Source organism: Peptoclostridium sp. AF21-18, assembly GCF_003478825.1.
GTDB lineage: Bacteria > Bacillota > Clostridia > Peptostreptococcales > Peptostreptococcaceae > Peptacetobacter.
The window spans coordinates 48,506-69,082 of record NZ_QUGE01000007.1 but is presented as its reverse complement, the minus strand read 5'-3'; the positions used below and the strand labels follow the sequence as shown (position 1 = coordinate 69,082).

The following is a 20,577-nucleotide window of genomic DNA, read 5'->3' as shown; positions in this document are numbered from 1 at the left end:
TAAAAGCGTCTATATTCTAATACAGTATCCCTTTTTATTAGAATATTAGATTTATAAGCGCTACTGATATCATTATTACTGTAGCAGGTGGGTCTATGTAAGTATCCCCGTTTGTATTTATTATGTTTCCTGCAAAATGCCAAGCAACAGCATTTATAGCACCAACTAAAACTGCTACAAGTATATTACCTGATAATACATAAGCGAGCGCTGCTGGGAAAGATATGTGATGTGTTATTGGTATTCCAAATCCAGCCTGTAAGAATATAAGTGATGCTGCACTTATTCCGAAACATACTACTGGATAAGATGCCATTGCTTCAGGTGATATTCCTAAGCTATTCATTACATATCCAACTGCACCTATTACTAAACCAAATGCAGCTCCAAGTATTAAATCAACAAATACTCCTGATTCAGCTTTAGGTATCCAGTCTCTTTTTTCTTTTAATGAACCTACAGGTCCTGTTTTTCCTATTATTAATCTACATAACATTAATGTACAGAATACTGAAGCTCCTGGGGCATCAGTCTGAAGGAAAGATAATTTTGTTGTAAATAATGTGTAGAATAAAAATCCTACTACCGCAAAAGCTCCTCCAGATAAAAGTGTTGGTATATCTTTTGTTGTGTAAAGTGGTGTTAATACATCACCTGATGATTCAACTTTATGTCTTTTTAATGCCGCTACTGCTGTTGCTGCAGCTGCACCTGTAAATGCTATATGTGGTCCCCAGAATACACCAAATGTTATACTACCTACTGATAACTCTGGAATACCTGCCATTGCTATAAGACCACCTGCTATAGCAAGTATCCCAGTTATTATAAATGCTGGAATTGCTCCAAAAGCTGCTCCGATCACTCCACCACCAAAGGCTGCAATTAATAAATTTAAGTCCATATTGATCTCCTTATTTAGCGACTATGAACCCTACACATTTCTATATTCAGAAATCGTCATACCTTCGTACTTTTTAAAAACTTTGCAGAAATAACTAAATTCATTGTATCCAACTTCAAAAGATATTTCTGCACCACTTTTTTCGGTCATACATAAGTATTCTTTCGCAAGATTTATTTTCTTTAAATGTATATAATTCATTATCGTCATGTTTAATTCTTTTCTGAAAATTCTACTTAAATAACCCTGGCTTATATTACAGTCTTTTACTATATCTTTTAAAGAAATATCTTCTCCGATTTTATTATCGATATATTTAAATACATTCTTTAAAATAGCATATTTAGATGAGCTAATCTCAGCAAAAATGTAGTCCATTATCTTAAATATCCATATTGAAAGCATTCTTTTATCAAGTACAGCCTTGTCAGATATACTAAACTTGTTCTTAATTTCTTCAAAGTTATAATCTCTTTCATGAAAGATTGAAATAAAGACTTTATCAGATATTTCTTTAACAACTGTTCTCAAATCACTATCCTTACTTATTTCATATATCTCATCAACTAGTTCATCTATCATTTCATATCCCTTCATAAAATCTTTTTCACTTATCGTATCAAAAATTCTTTTGGCTATAATATTTTCTTTATTGTCATTATCTTCTTTATGATTATTTAAAATTTCTACTATCATCTTTGGATTAACTGGCTTAACAAAATACCGTTTAATTTTGCTATTAATAGCTGATTTCGCCATTTCAAAACTTTGGTAGCTACTGACAATGTATATGTTTGCTTTTGGATTTATTGAAAGTATTTCTCTTGTTGCATCTATACCATTCATTACAGGCATCATTATATCCATAAAAATTATATCAACCTGATTGTTTTTACAGATTTCAACTGCTTCTCTTCCATTTTTAGCAATATAATCTACTTGAAAACCATCTACTGATGAAATGATTTTCGTCATAGATATTCTCATTAATTCATCATCATCTACTACAAGTATTTTATACATAATCAAAACCTTCATCAAAGTTTATAGGGTATTTAATGTATACCTTTGTTCCTTTTCCTTTGATCCTTTCAGTGTTTATTCTATACTCTGTTCCAAATGTATCAGTCATAAACTTTTGAACATCTACAATAGATTTTACGATTTCATTTCCTTCATGATTTCCACCGTAAATTTTGTAAACATTTTCTAGTTCTGTTATAGCCTGCCCAGTTCCATTATCTTCTACTAGGATTTCTATATCCTTACCTACTTTTGATATACTTATATTTATCATAAGATCTATATCTTCAGTGTTTAAAGTATAATAGATTCCTGCATATACAAATGGCAGTATCAAAGAATACGGTATATTTATATCCAATACATCTTTTTCAAATTTTATATTATAATCAAGTCTATCTGAATATCTAATCTTATTAAGCTTTATAAATTTTTCGACCTTTCTTATTTCATCTCTAATAGTCTTATTCTCGTCAATATCTAATCCACTCTCTATAAAATCTAAATATCTTAGAACTGCTCCATTAGTTTTTGAAGCATCTTCTATAACTGCAAGATTTGATATCATATTAAAAGTATTTCTCATGAAAAACAGATTGTTATCTCTTTTTAAAGTATCTACCTTTTCTTTTAATGAATTATTTTGATACTCTAGTCTTTTTATCTTATCTTCAAGCTCGCTGATTCTAGTTAAGTTCTTCTTTTGATTATGACCAGAAATAAGTTCTTGTTTTGTTAATTGGTTTATTATAAGCTCTACAAGTTTCGCTATTGAAACGATCTCTTTATATGAATATATTTTTAAATCGCTAATATCGACATCTTTTGTCTTTTCAGCTCTTATTTCTGTATCTGGTATATTTGCACCACCAGGAATCATATTCTTACTAAGTCTCATAACTGAATCTGGAGCATCAAGGCATCTTACCTGCCCACCGATAAATCCACCTAAGTACTTATCATTAATTATTATAGGTATAGCAACTTCTAAAAGACCACATGGACAAAAGTATATGCTAGTCTGTTTTGTTGTAGCTGCTATTATTGAACCAGATGCATCTGATAGCTTGCATAAAGTCCGCTTATTTTTATCTGTTCTCATCTTTCTGCAGAAGTTTGAGAACTTAGTTGGCTCTGATACTGGCTCTCCTCTATAGTCAACAGTTACAAAGGCAAGTCCTGTAACATCAGAAATTATCTTCTGTATTTCGTCTAAGTTCTTTCTTCCAAATATAGATATAATATCAAAGTTATCTTCTTTTCCTTCCAGATATTTTTCATTTATTGAAATATTTATAGATTTACTATTAGTAGTCATAACGGTCTCCTTTTTAGTACCAATATTATAAAAGTTTATAAAAATAATAACTATTTACTATTGGTAATATTTATTATCTTATTATAACTTAATAGATTTTCTCTAGTATTTCAAGTATATCTTTATCTTTGATATCTCTTGGATTTCCTGGAAGACATCTGTCTTTCATTGTATTTGCTGTCATTATAAATTTTTCAAGTTTCCATTTGCTTAAATCTACATTTCCACATTGAGAAATATTCTTAGGAAGATTCATTTCTTCCATGATATTTCTTATAAATAACTTTAGTTTATAGATTGCATCACAGTCACAATCATTTCTTTCTGCAAGTCCAATTTTTCTAGAGTACTCAGCATATTTTTCTTTTGTTTTACTATCTTCCGAGTTAAAATCTATTACCTCACAAAGTAATATGGCATTTGCTAGACCATGAGCTATGTGGTATACACCTCCAAGCTGATGTGCTATTGAATGATTAACACCTAATCCAGCAATATTAAATGCATTTCCGGCTAAATTTGATGCCATATGCATTTTTTCTTTTGCCACTTTATCGTCAGCATTTTTATATGCTGAAAGTAAATATTTAACGACTAATTCTCCTGATTTTTCTGCAAGTGCATCTGAAAAATCATTAGCTCCTTTTGCAACATATGCTTCTAATGAATGTGTAAGTACATCCATTCCTGTATTTGCAACGATTGCTGGAGGAAGAGATTCTGTAGTCTTTGGATCAAGTATTGCTACAGTTGGAAGAATATCATTTGATATAAGTGCGTGTTTTACGCTGCTCTGTTCATCTGTTACAACTGCAACATTTGTAACCTCTGACCCTGTTCCACTTGTTGTAGGGATTGCTATAAATTCTAAATCTTTTTTTAGCTTGCCTGCCTGTTTTAAGAAATATATTGTTCCCTTAGCAGTGTCTATAGCTGATCCTCCACCAAATCCAATTAAATATTCAGCGTCTATCTGTATCATTTTTGCCATAGCTTTTGATACAACACTTAGAGGAGGATCTGGTTTTATATCGTCAAATATTTCTACTGTATTTGTTTTGTCTAGATTATCTAGAACCATATTTATCATTTTATTTTTTACTAAAAATCCATCTGACATAACTAATACCTTTGAATTTTTTATATCTCTCAAAGATTCCATAGCTCCTTCGCCAGAATAAATTTTTGTAGTCTGACTTATTATATTCATAATTATCTTCCTCGATTTACGCTATCTATTTCTATAATATTGTCAAAGTATCAACTGTTACACATCTTCTTTTTCTAGAAAAATCTCTAGCTGTAACAGCTCCTTCTCCTGTTATATTTGCTATAGTGAAGCTTGTTCCACCTACTCCACATATTCCTATTCCATCAAGTGAGCAACCATTTTTTATAAATATACTAGTTTTCATCACTCTTTCTGCAAGTCTTAGTCTATCCATTCTATTTGAATGAATTCCTGATGTATGTCTACATCCCTGCTCGACATCAGATGCTATTTCTAATGCTTCATCAAAATCCTTTGCTCTTACTATACTTACTAATGGCATTAATAATTCTTCCGTTACAAAAGGATGTATTTTAACAGTTTCAACAGCTATTAATTTATAGCTTCTGTCTGTTTTTATTCCCGCATCTTTTAAAATAACATCTGCATCTTTTCCACCATATAACTTGTTAGGTTTCATATCTTCTGTTAGTAAAAGCTTTGAAAGTTTTAACATTGTAGCTATATCTTTTACATAGAATACACCGTTTTTCTTTAATTCTTCTTCTAACTTATGAGCAACTTCATCCACTACTATTATGTTTTTTTCTGTTATACACATTATATTGTTATCAAATGAAGCCCCTCTAGTTATACAGTCAGCAGCTCTTTTTATATCAGCAGTTTCATCTACTATAAATGTAGGATTTGCAGGACCCGCTGCTATAACTTTTTTGCCACAAGATACTGCACTTCTTGCATTATCTGAACCACCCGTAGATACTACTAGGTCTACATCTGGGTGATTCATTATTTCTTTTATATATGCAAGTTTACATTCATCTAGTGTAACTACTACATTTTCTATACCTGTAAGATCAGAAATTATAGTGTTTATTATATTTGTTAGGAATTTTGATACATTCATAGCTCTAGGATGAGGGCAGTTTATAACTGTGTTTCCTGCTGCTAAAAGAGCTATTGTGTTATTTATCATAGTTTCACATGGGTTTGTACTAGGCTGTATTGCACAAGCTATTCCGTATGGAGTGTATTCAAATAATGTAAACCCTCCATCCCCATGTCTTATTTCACTCATTAGAATCTCTGTACCTGGAGTTTCCTCTATAGCTAATTTTATTTTTAATTTTTTGTCTTCTAAGTTTCCCATGCAAGTTTCTTTTAGTGACATTTCTGCTAATAGATCAATATAATCTACGAGTTTTCTTCTGATTTCTCTTATTACTTCCTCTTTATCTCTTAGACTCAGTTTAGAGTATAATTTAAAGGAGCTCGTTGCAGCATATATCGCATCATTTACATCGGAAAATACGCCTTTTTGATTATTCATAATATCTCCTTTATACGACTACATCATCTATTATTCCTATAATAGCTAAGTCTATAGTCGCTCTTCTTCTTTCTTCTTCTACTCTGACAGAAGATCCTGACCCTACTAATACATACTCTCCTATACCAGCTCCAACAAAATCTGCAGCAACCTCTTCAGGGCCTTCTTTTTTTAGTGCTGAATTTACAGGCTGAACTATCATAAGTTTTGAGCCCATTAGAGTATCATTTTTTTTAGTTGCAACTACATTTCCTACTACCTTTGCTATATACATCAGAAACCTCCTGTTTTATTACTTATTTATTACTATTGTTGTTTTCGTTTGTCACTTTGTTTGTTGTTGTTTTTCTTCTTCTATTTGAACTTGATTGAGACTTTGTTTCTTTTATTTCTTCTTTTATTTGTTCATTTTCTACTTTTTTATCTTCTTTAGCTTCAGGTTTAACTTCTTCTTTAGTATCTTTAACCTCTTCTTTTTTTTCTACAGGTTTTTCTGTATTTTCAGAAGTGTTTTCTACTTTTTCTTCAACCTTAGGCTCTTCTTTTACTTCTTCTTTTTTAGGTTCTTCCTTTTTTTCTTCTTTAAAAGAAAGAATTCTTTTTTCTAAATCCATATTAGGTCTAGCTATTACATTAGATGCAACATAAGCACCTGACTGTAATGCTAAGCTTTTTCCTGCTGATATGGCTGCCTTTACTGCTCCAACATCTCCAAATATTTTTACAGTAACAAATCCAAATCCTTTTGTTATTTCAAGATCATTTATTTCTATATTAGCTGTTTTTGCCATAGCATCAGCGACAACAATAGCTGATGATAATCCTACAACTTCAATAGTTCCTAGAGATTTACCCAATTACATCACCGCCCTTATGTCGTCTATCATTTCTATATTAAATTCAAGAATTTCTCTATAATATGCTAGTATTCTCTGTTTATATTTTTCAGGCTCTTTCCCTGTTAACTTTTCTATTCCAAACTTCATAAAATAAATTTTAGCACCTTCTTCAAAACAACGTCTTACAACCTTTGTTGTCGCTGTTTTATCAGTACAAGATGCTATATCTATTATGTCATTTCTAGAAATTACTGGAAATACTACCATTTCATTATCAGACTCTACTTTAAACTCTTTAACTGTTAAAATATCATAGCCTAATTTTAATTCTTGAGCTTTCGTTCTAAATTCATCAACTTTATCTCCAAGGATAAGTATTTTCACATTTTTATTAATTTTTTTTAATTCTTCAAAAAAAAGATAATATCTATTATCCCATTCTTCATTTACTGCTATGTAAATTTTTTTCTCTTCTTTTAGTGATAAAAACTGTTGTTCTGAAGATATCTTTTCCTGTTCGATAAGTACTTGTCTGATTATCTTTCTTAATATCACATTAAAATCTTTTTCACTCACTGACATTTTATCCTCCAATTATAAGAAAATCCATCTCCGCACAAGGCGGAGATGTTCTTCTTACTTTTAGATTATTTCTTTTTCTTCAAATTTTTTATTATTCGAAGTGTGGTATTATTCTTTCTGTATCAGTGTGAGGTCTTGGTATTACGTGAGTAGATACTACTTCACCTATAGCTCTTGCAGAAGCTGCTCCAGCGTCTACTGCTGCTTTAACTGCACCAACATCTCCTCTTACCATTACTGTTACTAATCCTGATCCTATTTTTTCGTATCCTACTAGGTTAACATTAGCAGCTTTTACCATAGCATCTGCTGCTTCTATTGCTCCTACTAGTCCTTTAGTTTCAACCATTCCTAATGCATCTGAGTTCATAATTTACCTCCATAAATTTATCTTTTTTCTTTATATTTAAATCTTATTCTCTTTTCTCTTAATTCTTATATATATGGTACTGTGCTTGATTCAGGATGTGCTCCTAAAGCTCCTAATAATTTTATACCAACTTCTCTTGCAGCCTGAACTGCCTGTCTAACTGCTCCAGAGTCTCCTGTGAATGTTAATATAACTTCGTTTGAGAAACTTGTTCCTTTTGCTGGAGAGCTGTATGCAACAACATCTACGTTAGCTGCTTTAACTGCTGTATCTGCAAGTACTGTTCCTATAGCTGCTGGTCCTGCACAAACCATACCAAATGATTTTCCAAGAGGAGTTCCAAAAGCTTTTTCTAAACAGTAGCTTGCTCTTGCTGTGTACTGGAATTCTAAGTGTCCAGCTTCATTTCCGTAAACATCTCCAAAGTATTTTGGAAGAGATTCTAAAGCTATTTCTACTGCTCTTCTAGCATCAGAAACATCTTCAGCTCCTATGTATATAAGTGAACCATGTCCTGCTCCACCTTTTGTATCTCTAGGTAATTCAACAGATATTACTTCAGTATTTGTTGCTTTAACAGCATCATCAACTGCCATTATCTGTGGTCCAGCGCCAGTTCTTCCACCTATTATACCTATTGATCTAAATTTTCCAAGTCCCATAGCTTCTGTAAGAAGTGGGTCAACACTTGCTATAACAAGACCTATTGTATCTCCTTCAGATACTCCTACGAATTCAGTAACGCTTTCTGCGCAACAATGTTTTTTAGGTTCACATTTTTCTTCGCAAGTATTAGCGTTTAATCCTAATTCTTCAGAAACCTGGCCCATTACTTTTTCTAATAATTCTTTATCCATGTTTGCCTCCCGTTATCCACCGATTTTACATTCTAAACCGTAGCTTTCTACAATTTTTTTATATTTTTCAAGTTCTTCATCTTTTACTTTTGGAACACCTTTAAGTTCGTATTCTCTTCCTAATAATTCGTACTTACCTTCTCCATAGTTGTGATATCCTAGAAGATGTAACTCTCTTACATTTGGAAGTGAGCCTGCAAATTGAGCAATCTTTGTAATTTCCTCTTCATTTGCATTGAACCCAGGTATAACTGGTACTCTTATAATCGTATGGGTAATTTCCTGTATAAGCTTAGCTGCTTTCATAATTTTTTCGTTATCTACACCAGTAAACTTTTTATGAGGCTCTGAGCTTATACTCTTTATATCAAGTAGAACTAAGTCTATATATGGAACCACATCTCTTATCACATCCTCATTTACAAATCCTTCCGTTTCTATGGCTGTATGCCATCCTTTTGCTTTACAAGCTTTGAAGATTTCTTTTGCAAATGCAGGCTGAGTAAGTGCTTCACCACCTGATAATGTAACACCTCCATTAGATCTGTAGTATTGGATGTCATCTTTTTTAACTTCTTTGATTACTTCCTCTACTGTCATCTCCTTACCCTTCATAGATAATGCTCCAGAAGGACAAACAAGAGCACATTCACCACATAGTGTACATTTTGTTCTATCTACCCAATATTTATTTTTAGGATCTATAGCCTTTGCCTTGCATGCTGATATACACCGTCCACATTCAATACAAAGACCCTTTCTATATAATAGATCCGGTTTGTACGACTGAGATTCAGGGTTTGAACACCACTTACATCTCAGCGGACAACCTTTTAGGAAGACGATTGTTCTGATACCAGGTCCATCGTGAATTGAGTATCTCTGTATATCGAATACCACACCTTTGGCACTGTAATTAACAGATTCCATATAATCTAACTCCCTTTAATTATTTCAATTTATATTTTCTAAAATCTATTTCTATCTTTAATAAACTTTTTATTACATATTATGTTCTGTTCTGTTTATTATATCGTCCTGAACTTCTTTAGCTAGAGTAACGAAATGAGCACTGTATCCTGCAACCCTAACTATTAAGTCCTGATGATCTTCAGGATGTTCCTGAGCTTCTATTAATGTTTCTTTATCTACAACGTTGAACTGAACATGACTTCCTTTGTGGTCAAAGAAACTCTTAACTATTGATACAAAGTTTTTAAGTCCCTGTTCACCTGAAACAGCTGCTGGAGTAAATTTCTGGTTGTAAAGTGTACCATTTGATGCCTGAGCATGGTCAAGTTTAGCAACTGAGTTTGATGCAGCAGTTGGTCCATGAGTATCAACACCCTGTCTTGGAGAAACACCATCTGCTAGAGGTTCGTGAGCTAATCTACCATCTGGTAATGCAAGAACGTCTTTACCAAATAATACGTTTGCTGAAACTGGGTATATACCAGCCTGGAACTGTCCACCTCTAGGGTTAGTATATTTATCTACTTCGTTGCAGTAGATTTTTCCACATCTTCTTGCAAATTCATCAACTTCTTCTATATCGTTACCAAAGCTGTCTGTATTCTGAAGTATTTTTCTTATTGTAGTAAATCTACCTGTTGATTCTCCACAGCAAGTTCCAGTTTTGCAAGCTGAAGTGCTTATTTTTTCAGTTAATTTATTTTCTAAAGTAGCCATATCTATTGAACCTGTGCTAGCTAATATTTTCTTAACAGCTTCGTATATTTCAGCTTCTGATAAGCTAGCTCCTTCTATTGAAGGTTCTTTGCATCCTGGAGTTACACAATCAGATACACCGAAGTTAGATTCTAAAGCTTCTTTTAATTCTTTTAATGTTATTTTCTTATCTTCAAATACATGTTTCTGTATAGCGTATAAAGAGTCACCTGAGTCAGCTACACCGAATGCCTGAGGTCCTGTGAAGTTGTATATAGCTCCACCTTCCTGAGCAGTTTTACCAACTTTTATACAATCATCAACCATTGCTGACATGAATGGAAGTGGTGCTCTTTCTATATGAGCGTAGTCAACAGCGTTGTCTGCTTCAGCTAGACGTCTTACAAAGTATTCCATCTGTTTCTGATATGCGTCGAATATTTTTTCTATACTATCTAATTCTTCTAATTCACCAGTTACTGGTCCAAGCTGTTTTCCATTGCATCTACCATTGTTTAAAGTTATTTCAAGAACTTTAGCTATATTGAAGAATGCAGCATCATGCCATCCTTCTGTTCTGTGTCCAGCCTGTGGTTCAACACAACCTATTATGCAGTAATCTCTAGCATCTTTTAAAGCTACTCCTCTTGCTACTAGTGCAAGTATTATAACTTCGTCATTGTAGAATGCTGGAACACCATATCCTAATCTTGAAACTTCACAAGCTCTGTATAAGAATTCTAGTGGAGAGTTCTGATGTACACGAACTGAGAATGAAGGAGCTGGTAATTTAACATGTGCAACTGCTTCCATACACATATAAGAAACTTCATTTGTTGCATCTTTTCCTTCTTCGTCCTGTCCACCAACACAAAGGTTCTGGAATACTGCGTATCCTGCAAATGCCTGTGCTGAAACTTCATCTCTAGTTTTGTTTACGTCATTTAATTTAACCCATATACAGTCTATTAATTCCTGAGCGAATTCTCTGCTTATGTTGTCATTTTTTAAGTATGGGTACATATACTGGTCAAATCTACCTGGAGATATTGAGTGACCATTTGATTCTATCTGTACCATTATCTGTATGAACCAGAATGACTGACAAGCTTCATAGAAGTTTCTTGCACCATATTCTGGAACTCTATCACAGTTTGCAGCTATCTGAACTAATTCAGCTTTTCTAACTGGGTTAGATTCTGCTGCTGCTAATTCTCTTGCTTTATCAGCATATCTATGAGCAAATTTTATTGCTGCATTGTAAGATATTATAACCGCATTGTAGAACTGACGTTTTTTGATTGTTTCTGGATCGTCTGGATCTAACTGGTTCATAGCCGCTATAGTTTCTTCTAATACTCCTCTGAATCCTTTTTTAAGTATTTTTCCGTAGTCAACATTAACGTGACCAACACCACCGTAGAAGTAGTTTCCTACTGTGAATACTCCATTTGCTATACAATCTTTTGTTTCAGGAGACATGTAAGAATCTGCTAGTGCACTAGTAGTTTTTCCGTCCCAATATTTGAATGCTTCGTGTAATTCACCCTGAACTTTTTCAGATATTTCAAATGGGTCAGCCATTCTGCTGTGCATTGTTTTGAATTCTTTTTCAACCCAGTCATAAGAGAATTCTGGACATATTTCAGTAGATCTTGGGTTTATTGTTATTGACCCAACTATTAATTCGTTATCTCTTATTGTTACTGGTAATTCGTTGAATATTTTTTCAACTGCTTTTGCTCTTCTTATAACTGTTGGAAGACCTTCAGTTTCTTTGTAAGATTCTGTTACTAAACAAGCTCTTTCTGATTCAACCTGAGGAACCGCATCAATTATAACCTGTCTTAATTTTTCAATTCTCTCAGTTGGTTTGCTAAAACCTTTTTCTAACATAAGTGAACCTCCTAAAATTAAATAAATTTATTAAAGAATAATTTATATTAACAGACAAATATAAAAAGGATTCTTAATTTGTCGTTATTTCTAAACACATCTTTCAACATATACTTTATCAATTTTTTGATAGGTCTAGTTAATACAATACAACCTCCGTTATTGTAATATTAAAATCAAAGCAAATTTTTAACATATAGATAATCGTTTTCCTAATTAAATAATATATATTTTAAATTTATATATAACTTTTATTTATTATTTATATATTTTCCACTTTTTTTCTTTCTTTTTTTAATATTTTTTCTTTTTTGTTTTATAGGTTTGAATTTTTCAATTTTATCAATTTGTAAAATTTTACCCTATTATATGTAATAGTCAAACTTTATCCCCCTTTTAATTGATTTGAATTTTACATTTAAAATATAATTATCTTGTATATTTATACTTACTCAAAAGGAGGGATTTTTAGTGGATTTTTCTGTAGGAATACTAGAGTTCCCACACATAGCTGAAGGATATAAAAATATAGACTATATAATGAAGCATTTTTCTATATCAACCCTAAAGCTTCAGAGAATTTGTCCCGGAAGATTACTTTTTATTTTTTCAGCAGATACATCGGATGTAGTAACTATAATGAAAGAATATAAAGATAATAAAAGAAAAATTCTATATAGCTCGGTAACAGGAATTAGCGAAAAATGTATAGAAGCTCTATCTTCAAGAAATAAGGTGGATGATTTTTCTGATTTGGGAATTGTAGAGGTAAAAAACTGTGTAAATACAATAAAAGTAGCGGATATGATTTTAAAGACCTCATCTTCAGAGATATTAAAAATAGACATGGGACTTGGATTATTTGGAAAAGGTCTTGTATTCTTCGTAGGCTCTATATCAAATATAAGAGTAGCTATAGATACTATTAATGATAATTTTTCAAAAGAAGAAATAGTTTCTACTGAAATAATCTCAAATCCAGTAGATGATTTTAAGAAATTATTTTGCTACTAATATATAGAAAGGAGATTCCATGAAAACTATTGATGAAATAATGAAAGAAGTTCACTCTCTTTGGAGACAGGGACGAGAAAAAGAAATGGCTCCTCTATTAGAAGAAGCTATAAATCTTTGCAAGCTTCAAAACAATAATCTTAAACTAATCGAATTGTTAAATGAATACGGTGGCTGTTTAAGAAATCTTGGAGAATTTGATAAGGCCATATCGTCTATACAGGAATCTATAGATGTATATGAAAAATCAAATCTTTCCAATGAAATAGCTTATGCTACTTCTATTATGAATCTAGCAAACATCTATAGAGAAAAAAAAGATTACTTTAATTCCGAAAAGTATTTCAATATTTCAAAGGCTATATTTGATAAATTAGGAGATAAATCTTATTCTTATGTCGGACTTTTAAATAATTTTTCTCTTCTTTATAAAGAGATTGGAAATTACTCTGCTGCGGAAGAAATGCAGCTTGAGTCGATAAGAATTTTGGAAAATAATTCAAAAATGAATGTTCCTCTTGCTATAAGCTACAACAACCTTTACGAAATTCAAAAATTAGCAAAATCTAATAACTCTAGCATAGAAAATTTAAGAAAGGCAGAACAGATTTTACTTAAAGAAACTGGTACAAATCATCCTCTTTACGCATCTGTGCTAAACAATATGGCTGATTATGAATTTTCTAATAAAAATTATACTGAAGCTCTTTCACTTTATAAAAAGGCTCTTGAGATTGTTAGAGCTTGTTATGGTGAAAAAAGTGAGGCATTCTTATCCGTATCTAAAAATATAGACTTTGTAGAGGATTTTATAAAAACACTTTCTATAAAAGAACCTAGCAGTTCTGATTTTGAGAATGACTTCAAAACAAAGGAAATTGATTGTACAAATTATAACTCTAAAAGATTGACTGGAATTGAAAGAGCTGAAATAGTCGCAAAATATACATCTGAATTTATAAAAGTCAAATATCCAGACTTATACTCTAGAATATGCCTTGCATTGGTTGGGGTAGGTTCTGAATGTTTAGGATTTGATGATGAAATATCAGAAGATCACGACTTTTCATCTCGATGTCAGATATTTTTAGATGACTCTGATTACAAAACTTATAAATCAGACCTTGAATCATCATTAAAAATCTTCTGCAAAGATTTAGAATCTCTAACATCTAATTTAAAAGATATAAATATTGAAATAATGCCAATACCTAACTTCTATAAATACTATACTCTTTTTGAAAACGGACCTAAAACAGAATCCGAATACAGAAAAGTTCCTATGGATTTGCTTTGTGTAGCTACAAATGGAAAAGTATTTTTAGATAATTTAGGGAAATTTTCTGAGATAAGAAATAGATTATTAAACTTCTATCCAGAAGATATTAGACTAAAGAAAATAGCATTTCAGTTGAATAAAATGGCTCAATCTGGTCAGTACAACTACAACCGAATGATTAAAAGAGGAGATACTGTAGCCGCTAATATTGCTCAAGGTGAGTTTGTTAAACACTATTTAGAGTTTGTTCATTTATTAAATAAAAAATATATGCCATTTTATAAATGGTCTTATAGAAGTGCTTGCTCTCTTGAAATTTTAGGAAACTTTACTCATGATAACTTAAAAAAACTTTCTGAAGCATCTATATACGAAAAAGAGTCTTTAATAGAAGAAATTTGCTTAACTGTTGTAAATACTCTTAATGAATTAGGTCTTAGTAATTCAAAAATAGACTTTTTAACATATCAAGCTGAGGAAGTAAGAAAGAATATTTTAAATCCATCACTTCGAAATGAGGACAGTTGGATTAAATAAATATATTTTATAAAGAAAGGAGTTGATAATTTTGAATAAGGAAATATTAATAACCGATGTTGTATCAAATGAATGGGAGATGTTTACAAATACAAATAATATTGGACGGAGATCTAGTTGCCAAGATCAAAAGGGCAACTTCATCGCCTCTAGAGCTGCATATTGGAATATGTTTGATGAGCAAGTCCTTTCATCTTATCTAAAAGATTTATCAAATGCTAAGTCTAATAAAATAAATCTAGCTGCTCAAAAATACGGCTATATGATGGAAAGTACTGATCCAGATTATTTTAAAAGTATAAAACACCTACTTGTACCAGTTAGTGATAAAAAGCTTAAACTTGTGGATTCTATAATGCTTATATATATGAAATGGGAAGAGTATTTAATTTCTAGTTCTTTAGATAACAAAAATAGAGTCCTTTATAAACAGTACGACTCAAAATACAACACATCAGTAGAAACATATATGAGAGGTGAGCTTACTTCGTATTCTGAAGAAACACTTTCTCTTATATTGGCTCAGTTCTTAAAAAATGTTTCTGATGGAGAAAATCCTGTTAAAAATTATCTTCTTACATTAAAAAATTACGAGGAAGGTAGCAAAAGTAGAAATTGTAGTAAAAATTCTACTTGCTCTGTGGAAAACTCAAATTCTCGTGATAAATTATGCGATGATAATTGTAAAAACACAAGGAATGGATTTAATTCTAATCTAGCAGCTCATTACTCTACTGGAGATTGTAATCGTAAAAATACTTCTACTTGCAATGTTGAATCTTCAAAATCTGCTTCTTTAAAGAGAATTTTCTCTTTAAACTTAGATTTAGCTGAAAGATTAGCTGATATTGCAGTTAAAGTTGCTAATAGTATTGATTTATGTGTTGTTATTACAGTTGTCGATGCATCTTCAAACCCTATACTTTTCAAAAGAATGGATAATTCTCTTCTTTGCAGTATAGAAATTTCTCAGGCTAAGGCAAAAACTGCTGTTGATTTTAAGGCAGATACATTGTATTTATCTAACAACGAATCTCTTAAAACACTTAATAATTTCTCTAATGGTTCTACAAACTACTGCTTCTTAGGTGGTGGTGTTCCTATAAAATCATTATGCGGAAAAATTATAGGTGGCTTAGGAATAAGCGGTGGCTCTGTTGAACAGGACTGTCTTGTAGCTGAAAAAACATTAAAAATATTTGAAAATAGCTTAAAATAAATAAAAAACGGATAAGAGTAAATTTTTCTCTTATCCGATTTATTTTTATATTTATTCTTAGTTTTACTTTATTTATGTAGTATTTGATTAATCTCCTACTCCAAAGTCAGTATTATTATAAAGAACTTCTATATTTGGATTATCATCTAAATATTTAAATGTCTCACAATACCATTTTACAAGTTCCTCATCTCTCTTAACTGGAGTCGTATTATTTACAAATACGTTTATAGTTCCTCTTTCAAAGTGGTTTTCTACTATTTCTATATCTCTTTTAATCATTTCCTTAGTCTGACCTTTCATACCGACAAGTAGACAAGGTGAGTTGAAATATTTTCTAACATCTTCGTAAGTCTTGAAATTAGCACATTTGTTAAGGTATCCATTTCTAAAATCATTGTCAAATGTTTCAACACCTATTTTGAATTTTACCTCTACTCCTTTGAAGAATTCCTTCATTTCTTCTAATCTGTTTTTATAGCACCAATGGCTTTCAAACCAAAGAGTTTTTATATTTTTTTCTAATACTATCTCTCTTATTTTTTCTAGAGTTTTTTTCGGAATTTCAAAGCAGCTACCAGAGTTTATAACCTCTAATACCCCAAATTCTCCTGTTATATTTTCAAGAACTTCAAAGTTTGTTTTGTTCATTTCTTCTTCATTCTGTGAGTTGTCATCTATATAATCGCAGAAAAGACATTTTCCCCATACACAAGGAAATGCTTTAAGCAATACTATTTCTCTAGGATTTTTTTCAGTTATTTTACTGTATCTATCCATTATTTCTTCCTCCGTCTAGACTTCTCCTTATCTTTTTGAAAAGGAAGCCACAAATTTTTTAGGCATTGCATTTAGACCTAAGCTCACTAGTGCAACTGCTGTAAACTTGTCCGCATAGTCAGTAACTATCTGAACTAAGAATGCTGCCATTACTTTATTCATACCTATTCCACTTAGGAACTGTAGTATATATGAAGATCCTGATGATGTTATACCGTCAAATAATACAACTGTTATTATTGCACTAACTATTGATGTAGGAATTGCGAATAATAGAACACCTAGAGGAGTTTTCATTCCTTTTAGAAGTCCTCTTTCAGCAACTATTCCCGCTAGTAAACCTGTTGATATCTGAACTGGAGCGTAGTATAAAGAGTACACGTCAAATGTTCCACTTATTAAACTTCCGCAAACCCCTGTCATCACAGCGTATTTAGGTCCAAGTAATATTGCAACCATTATTGTCCCTATTGAATCCATATATATAGGTAATCTAAATGTTAATGCTATAAAAGCACCGATTATATTTAAAGCTATACCAAATGCCATAAGTGTAAGTGTTTTTGTATTAAATTCTTTTTTCTTTTCCATTATAAATTTCCTCCCATTGCTTCAATTAATTCCTCGTTTCCAGGGAATATTCTGTTCATAAACATTTTCATAGTTTTTTCTGAGTCTACTTCAGTTAGTACTAAAGCATTTTTTTCTTTTTTATAGAAGTCAAATTCGTCTACTATCGTCATTCCAATAGCTTTTCCTGCTTCCTCTACTTCAACAAAATACTCTTTTCCGCTGCATATACTCTTATCTATGAAATAAGCAATTGCAAGAGGATCGTTTATAACGCATCCTATAATTCCCTCCTGATTCCAGTGGAAATCTATATAAAATCTTGTTATTTCTTTTATAAATTTGTACATTTTTTCGTTGCCTAGTCTGCTCATAAGCTCTAGTCTGTTTGGTGTTAATACAATTTCTCTTGTAACATCAAGGCCTATCATCTGAACTTTTACTGGCATATTTTTGTAGACATAGTCTGCTGCATGTGGGTCAACCCAGTAGTTAAACTCTGCAACCGGTGAGCAATTTCCATTAGATTTGAAATTTCCTCCCATTGTAACAAATTCGTCTATGTTTGCAAAAGCTTCTTTGTCCACCTGTAATGCTTTTGCTATATTTGTAAGTGGTGCAAGTGCTATTATTGACACATTTTCTTTGCTTTTAAGTGTGTCCACTATAAACTGTACTCCACCTTCTTTAGGCTCAACACCTTCTACATCTGAATAGTTGTTTTCACCTAGTCCATCCTCTCCATGAGTGTCCTGTGCTGTTACAAGTTCTCTAACTAGAGGTAGTTCTTCACCAATGTATACTGGTATGTCTGTTCTTTCACATATTTCCAGTACTTTGATTGCATTTTTTGCACCCATTTTTGCAGGTACGTTTCCACTGCATACCGTTATTCCCAGAATTTCTAATTCTTCAGATTTTATCGCAAGCATTAGAGCTAATGCGTCATCAATTCCTGGGTCGCAGTCGATTATTACTTTTCTTTTTTCCATTTTATATCCCTCCTTTTATTATTGCAAAGGAGAACTATACGACTTTTTTGCAACAAAAAAAGCCATATCAAAGGATACAACTTTATATACTGCCACTATATAAGATCCTTAGTTTTTTATACTTGGAGTTCTCGAACAAGTCCCAACATTCCTAATATTATTTTTCAGAAACGTTGGATTTTAAAGGTTTATACTACTTTAGTATATTGAATTTTTAGCTTTTCGCCAAAGATTCGCCAAAAATAAAACTTATCCACAAGTTTTAATACTACTTTTGACTACTTTATCTATTATATATTTTTTTTGTTTTTATTTCAAGTTGTTTCTAATATGGTATTTTCAACATTCTTTTCCATTTTCATAAAGTTCATTACAAGATAAATCTATATCATCATTCCATATTATACCGTACCCACCTGTATCTATCTTCATATTTTTAAATAAATCGTTATTTTTTTAATTCTTTAATTATTTCCCATTTATCAAATAATGGCTTTAAATCATATACTTTTGTTATACTATTTTCAAATTAAAATCTCCTATATTTTCTACTTCACTAATTTTATAGAATTTATATTCCATTATACTCACCTCTTTTTTATTTTATCAAATATAATTCTTTTGTAAATCTATTTATTATTTATGCATTTTTTTATATTTTTTATTGTTATATAATTAAATTGTATTATTTTCAGTATAAACTTTTCAAAATAATTCTAGAGGTGATTTGTATGATTATAAAAATAAAAGATTTAAAAGTACTTGAAAAATATAAATTACTTGTTACTTTTGATAACGAGAAAAAAGTAGTCTATGATGTTGAAAATGATATTAACTCTATTCCAACTTACTCAGATTTAAAAACTATACCCGGACTTTTTGAAAATGCTCATTTAGATTCTAGTCGTACTTGTATAGAATGGAATGAATTTATAGATTTACCAAGTGATATTATATATAAATACGGCATAGAAAAAAGTATTTAATAACTTAATTACTAATACAATTAAACTAATTACTTTTTTAAATATATCTATATTAAATTTATTTTTATAATTAAGATTATTTATTATCTGTCGCTTGAAGATAAATTTATATAGAAAAATGATTTTGAATTGCAAATGGTCACCTTTTTGATTTGCATAACAAAGAAATCGAACTCGACAATGCAACTTGATTGCCTGGAGAGGAGATTCTTTGTTATACAAAGCATAAAAAAAGAGACCTTTGCAATTCAAAAGTCCCTTTTCTATACATTTTTCTAAAACTCTACTCCAAGAATATCAAGTGCATCTTCAACACATTCTATCTCAAGAGGGAATGCTGGTCCCTTCTCTCCGTCGATATCTGTGCCTAAATCATCGTCACAATCTATTCTAACTTTCTTAGTCTTAAAGTATAATATTTCATTGTCAGTTTCAAAATCTAGATGCTCACCTTTTAGCACACCTATTAAAACTGGTAATAGCTTTGGAATAGGCATTCCTTTGAATATTATAACATCTAAATATCCGTCATCTACCTCAGCCTTATACGCTAAATTTATGTTTCCTGCTGTCTTTCCATTAAAGACAAGCATTAAATACATATTTCCAGAATAACAAGTTTCTTCTGATTGAACGTCTATGTGAAATTCTCTCATAGATCTAGCTTCTTCAATTCCTTTTATATAGTATGTTATTCTTCCAAAAGAGTTTTTTATGTCGTTATTTATTTTCTGAGAAACATCTGTAAACATACCCGCACTAGCTACATTTACAAAATATTTGTTATTTACTTTTCCTAAATCTATTTTCTTAGGTCTAGAGCTTATAATTTTCTTAACCGCTTCTTCAGGATCATGTTCTAATCCAAGAGCATTTGCAAAGTCATTTGCCGTACCAGATGGAATTATACCAACTGGAAGATTTATATTTCTTCTTTTTAACTCATTTACCATTAAATCAATAGTTCCATCTCCGCCACAAAAGACAACGTGATCATATGATTCGTCTAAATCTTTGAAAGAAGCGGATACTGGTATATCATAGTCTAATCTATATGGTATTACTGTATATCCATTTTTTTGATATATTCTTATTATGCTATCTAGTTTACCTGCTAGTTTTTTCTCTCCAGAATTTGGATTATATATAAATTTTACTTTTTTCATACTTCCTCCCAAATTC

Annotated in this window: 21 protein-coding genes and 1 riboswitch; of the genes, 4 read left to right on the top strand and 17 right to left on the bottom strand. The window is 31.3% G+C overall.

Going from position 1 to position 20,577, the window contains the following annotated elements:
• Window positions 1–37: 37 nt before the first annotated feature.
• The 12 genes from DWX74_RS05045 to DWX74_RS04990 all read right to left on the bottom strand — a co-directional run bounded on the left by DWX74_RS05045 (window position 38) and on the right by DWX74_RS04990 (window position 12,018).
• Window positions 38–904, bottom strand: coding sequence for a hypothetical protein (locus DWX74_RS05045; protein ID WP_006439333.1), 867 nt, complete (start codon window positions 902–904; stop codon window positions 38–40).
• 30 nt (window positions 905–934) lie between these two features.
• On the bottom strand, window positions 935–1,927 hold the full coding sequence (locus tag DWX74_RS05040) for a response regulator (RefSeq protein ID WP_243412052.1): 993 nt from the start codon (window positions 1,925–1,927) through the stop codon (window positions 935–937).
• Window positions 1,920–3,245, bottom strand: a complete 1,326-nt coding sequence (locus DWX74_RS05035) for a PocR ligand-binding domain-containing protein (protein ID WP_118548996.1) — start codon at window positions 3,243–3,245, stop codon at window positions 1,920–1,922. The genes DWX74_RS05040 and DWX74_RS05035 overlap by 8 nt, the downstream gene beginning before the upstream one ends.
• 88 nt (window positions 3,246–3,333) lie before the next feature.
• On the bottom strand, window positions 3,334–4,455 hold the full coding sequence (locus DWX74_RS05030; protein ID WP_118548995.1) for a 1-propanol dehydrogenase PduQ: 1,122 nt from the start codon (window positions 4,453–4,455) through the stop codon (window positions 3,334–3,336).
• Window positions 4,456–4,486: 31 nt separating this feature from the next.
• Window positions 4,487–5,806 carry an aldehyde dehydrogenase gene (locus DWX74_RS05025; RefSeq protein WP_118548994.1) on the bottom strand — a complete coding sequence of 440 codons (1,320 nt, stop codon included), beginning with the start codon at window positions 5,804–5,806 and terminating at the stop codon, window positions 4,487–4,489.
• Window positions 5,807–5,816: 10 nt separating this feature from the next.
• Window positions 5,817–6,080 (bottom strand): EutN/CcmL family microcompartment protein, encoded by a 264-nt coding sequence (locus tag DWX74_RS05020; RefSeq protein ID WP_006439328.1) that lies wholly within the window; start codon window positions 6,078–6,080, stop codon window positions 5,817–5,819.
• A 22-nt stretch (window positions 6,081–6,102) separates the two neighbouring features.
• On the bottom strand, window positions 6,103–6,663 hold the full coding sequence (locus tag DWX74_RS05015; protein WP_118548993.1) for a BMC domain-containing protein: 561 nt from the start codon (window positions 6,661–6,663) through the stop codon (window positions 6,103–6,105).
• The gene (locus tag DWX74_RS05010) at window positions 6,664–7,227 is read right to left on the bottom strand and encodes a hypothetical protein (RefSeq protein WP_118548992.1); all 564 of its coding nucleotides are present in this window, start codon (window positions 7,225–7,227) and stop codon (window positions 6,664–6,666) included. It abuts the gene before it with no gap.
• 91 nt (window positions 7,228–7,318) lie between these two features.
• A complete protein-coding gene (locus tag DWX74_RS05005) occupies window positions 7,319–7,597 on the bottom strand; it encodes a BMC domain-containing protein (RefSeq protein WP_006439325.1) in 279 nt (92 codons plus the stop codon).
• 65 nt (window positions 7,598–7,662) lie between these two features.
• Window positions 7,663–8,454, bottom strand: coding sequence for a propanediol utilization microcompartment protein PduB (gene pduB, locus DWX74_RS05000; RefSeq protein ID WP_118548991.1), 792 nt, complete (start codon window positions 8,452–8,454; stop codon window positions 7,663–7,665).
• Between the two features lie 12 nt (window positions 8,455–8,466).
• Window positions 8,467–9,384 carry a glycyl-radical enzyme activating protein gene (locus DWX74_RS04995; RefSeq protein ID WP_006439323.1) on the bottom strand — a complete coding sequence of 306 codons (918 nt, stop codon included), beginning with the start codon at window positions 9,382–9,384 and terminating at the stop codon, window positions 8,467–8,469.
• Window positions 9,385–9,456: 72 nt separating this feature from the next.
• Window positions 9,457–12,018 (bottom strand): glycyl radical protein, encoded by a 2,562-nt coding sequence (locus DWX74_RS04990; RefSeq protein WP_118548990.1) that lies wholly within the window; start codon window positions 12,016–12,018, stop codon window positions 9,457–9,459.
• Window positions 12,019–12,489: 471 nt separating this feature from the next.
• Here DWX74_RS04990 and DWX74_RS04985 point away from each other — a divergent pair, with 471 nt between their 5' ends.
• Genes DWX74_RS04985 through DWX74_RS04975 form a run of 3 tightly spaced genes read left to right on the top strand, consistent with a single transcriptional unit; the run spans window position 12,490 to window position 16,067 of the window.
• Window positions 12,490–13,032 carry a BMC domain-containing protein gene (locus tag DWX74_RS04985; protein WP_118548989.1) on the top strand — a complete coding sequence of 181 codons (543 nt, stop codon included), beginning with the start codon at window positions 12,490–12,492 and terminating at the stop codon, window positions 13,030–13,032.
• A gap of 19 nt (window positions 13,033–13,051) precedes the next feature.
• Window positions 13,052–14,848: a DUF4037 domain-containing protein gene (locus DWX74_RS04980; RefSeq protein ID WP_118548988.1), complete on the top strand. Its 1,797-nt coding sequence runs from the start codon at window positions 13,052–13,054 to the stop codon at window positions 14,846–14,848.
• 31 nt (window positions 14,849–14,879) lie between these two features.
• Window positions 14,880–16,067 (top strand): DUF4125 family protein, encoded by a 1,188-nt coding sequence (locus tag DWX74_RS04975; RefSeq protein WP_118548987.1) that lies wholly within the window; start codon window positions 14,880–14,882, stop codon window positions 16,065–16,067.
• An 87-nt stretch (window positions 16,068–16,154) separates the two neighbouring features.
• On the opposite strand, the gene DWX74_RS04970 is transcribed toward DWX74_RS04975, so the two are convergent.
• The 4 genes from DWX74_RS04970 to DWX74_RS11180 form a co-directional block, all read right to left on the bottom strand.
• Window positions 16,155–16,847 carry a radical SAM protein gene (locus DWX74_RS04970; RefSeq protein WP_118548986.1) on the bottom strand — a complete coding sequence of 231 codons (693 nt, stop codon included), beginning with the start codon at window positions 16,845–16,847 and terminating at the stop codon, window positions 16,155–16,157.
• Between the two features lie 27 nt (window positions 16,848–16,874).
• Window positions 16,875–17,438 (bottom strand): ECF transporter S component, encoded by a 564-nt coding sequence (locus DWX74_RS04965; RefSeq protein ID WP_118548985.1) that lies wholly within the window; start codon window positions 17,436–17,438, stop codon window positions 16,875–16,877.
• Window positions 17,438–18,409 (bottom strand): nucleoside hydrolase, encoded by a 972-nt coding sequence (locus tag DWX74_RS04960; RefSeq protein ID WP_118548984.1) that lies wholly within the window; start codon window positions 18,407–18,409, stop codon window positions 17,438–17,440. Before DWX74_RS04960 ends, DWX74_RS04965 begins: the two co-directional genes overlap by 1 nt.
• Before the next feature lie 102 nt (window positions 18,410–18,511).
• A riboswitch (PreQ1 riboswitch) is annotated at window positions 18,512–18,555 on the bottom strand.
• 193 nt (window positions 18,556–18,748) lie between these two features.
• Window positions 18,749–18,841, bottom strand: coding sequence for a DUF2442 domain-containing protein (locus tag DWX74_RS11180; protein ID WP_199647569.1), 93 nt, complete (start codon window positions 18,839–18,841; stop codon window positions 18,749–18,751).
• A gap of 299 nt (window positions 18,842–19,140) precedes the next feature.
• Here DWX74_RS11180 and DWX74_RS04950 point away from each other — a divergent pair, with 299 nt between their 5' ends.
• Window positions 19,141–19,395 (top strand): DUF2442 domain-containing protein, encoded by a 255-nt coding sequence (locus tag DWX74_RS04950; RefSeq protein ID WP_118548983.1) that lies wholly within the window; start codon window positions 19,141–19,143, stop codon window positions 19,393–19,395.
• Between the two features lie 275 nt (window positions 19,396–19,670).
• On the opposite strand, the gene DWX74_RS04945 is transcribed toward DWX74_RS04950, so the two are convergent.
• Window positions 19,671–20,561 (bottom strand): YegS/Rv2252/BmrU family lipid kinase, encoded by an 891-nt coding sequence (locus DWX74_RS04945; protein ID WP_118548982.1) that lies wholly within the window; start codon window positions 20,559–20,561, stop codon window positions 19,671–19,673.
• Window positions 20,562–20,577 lie beyond the last annotated feature (16 nt).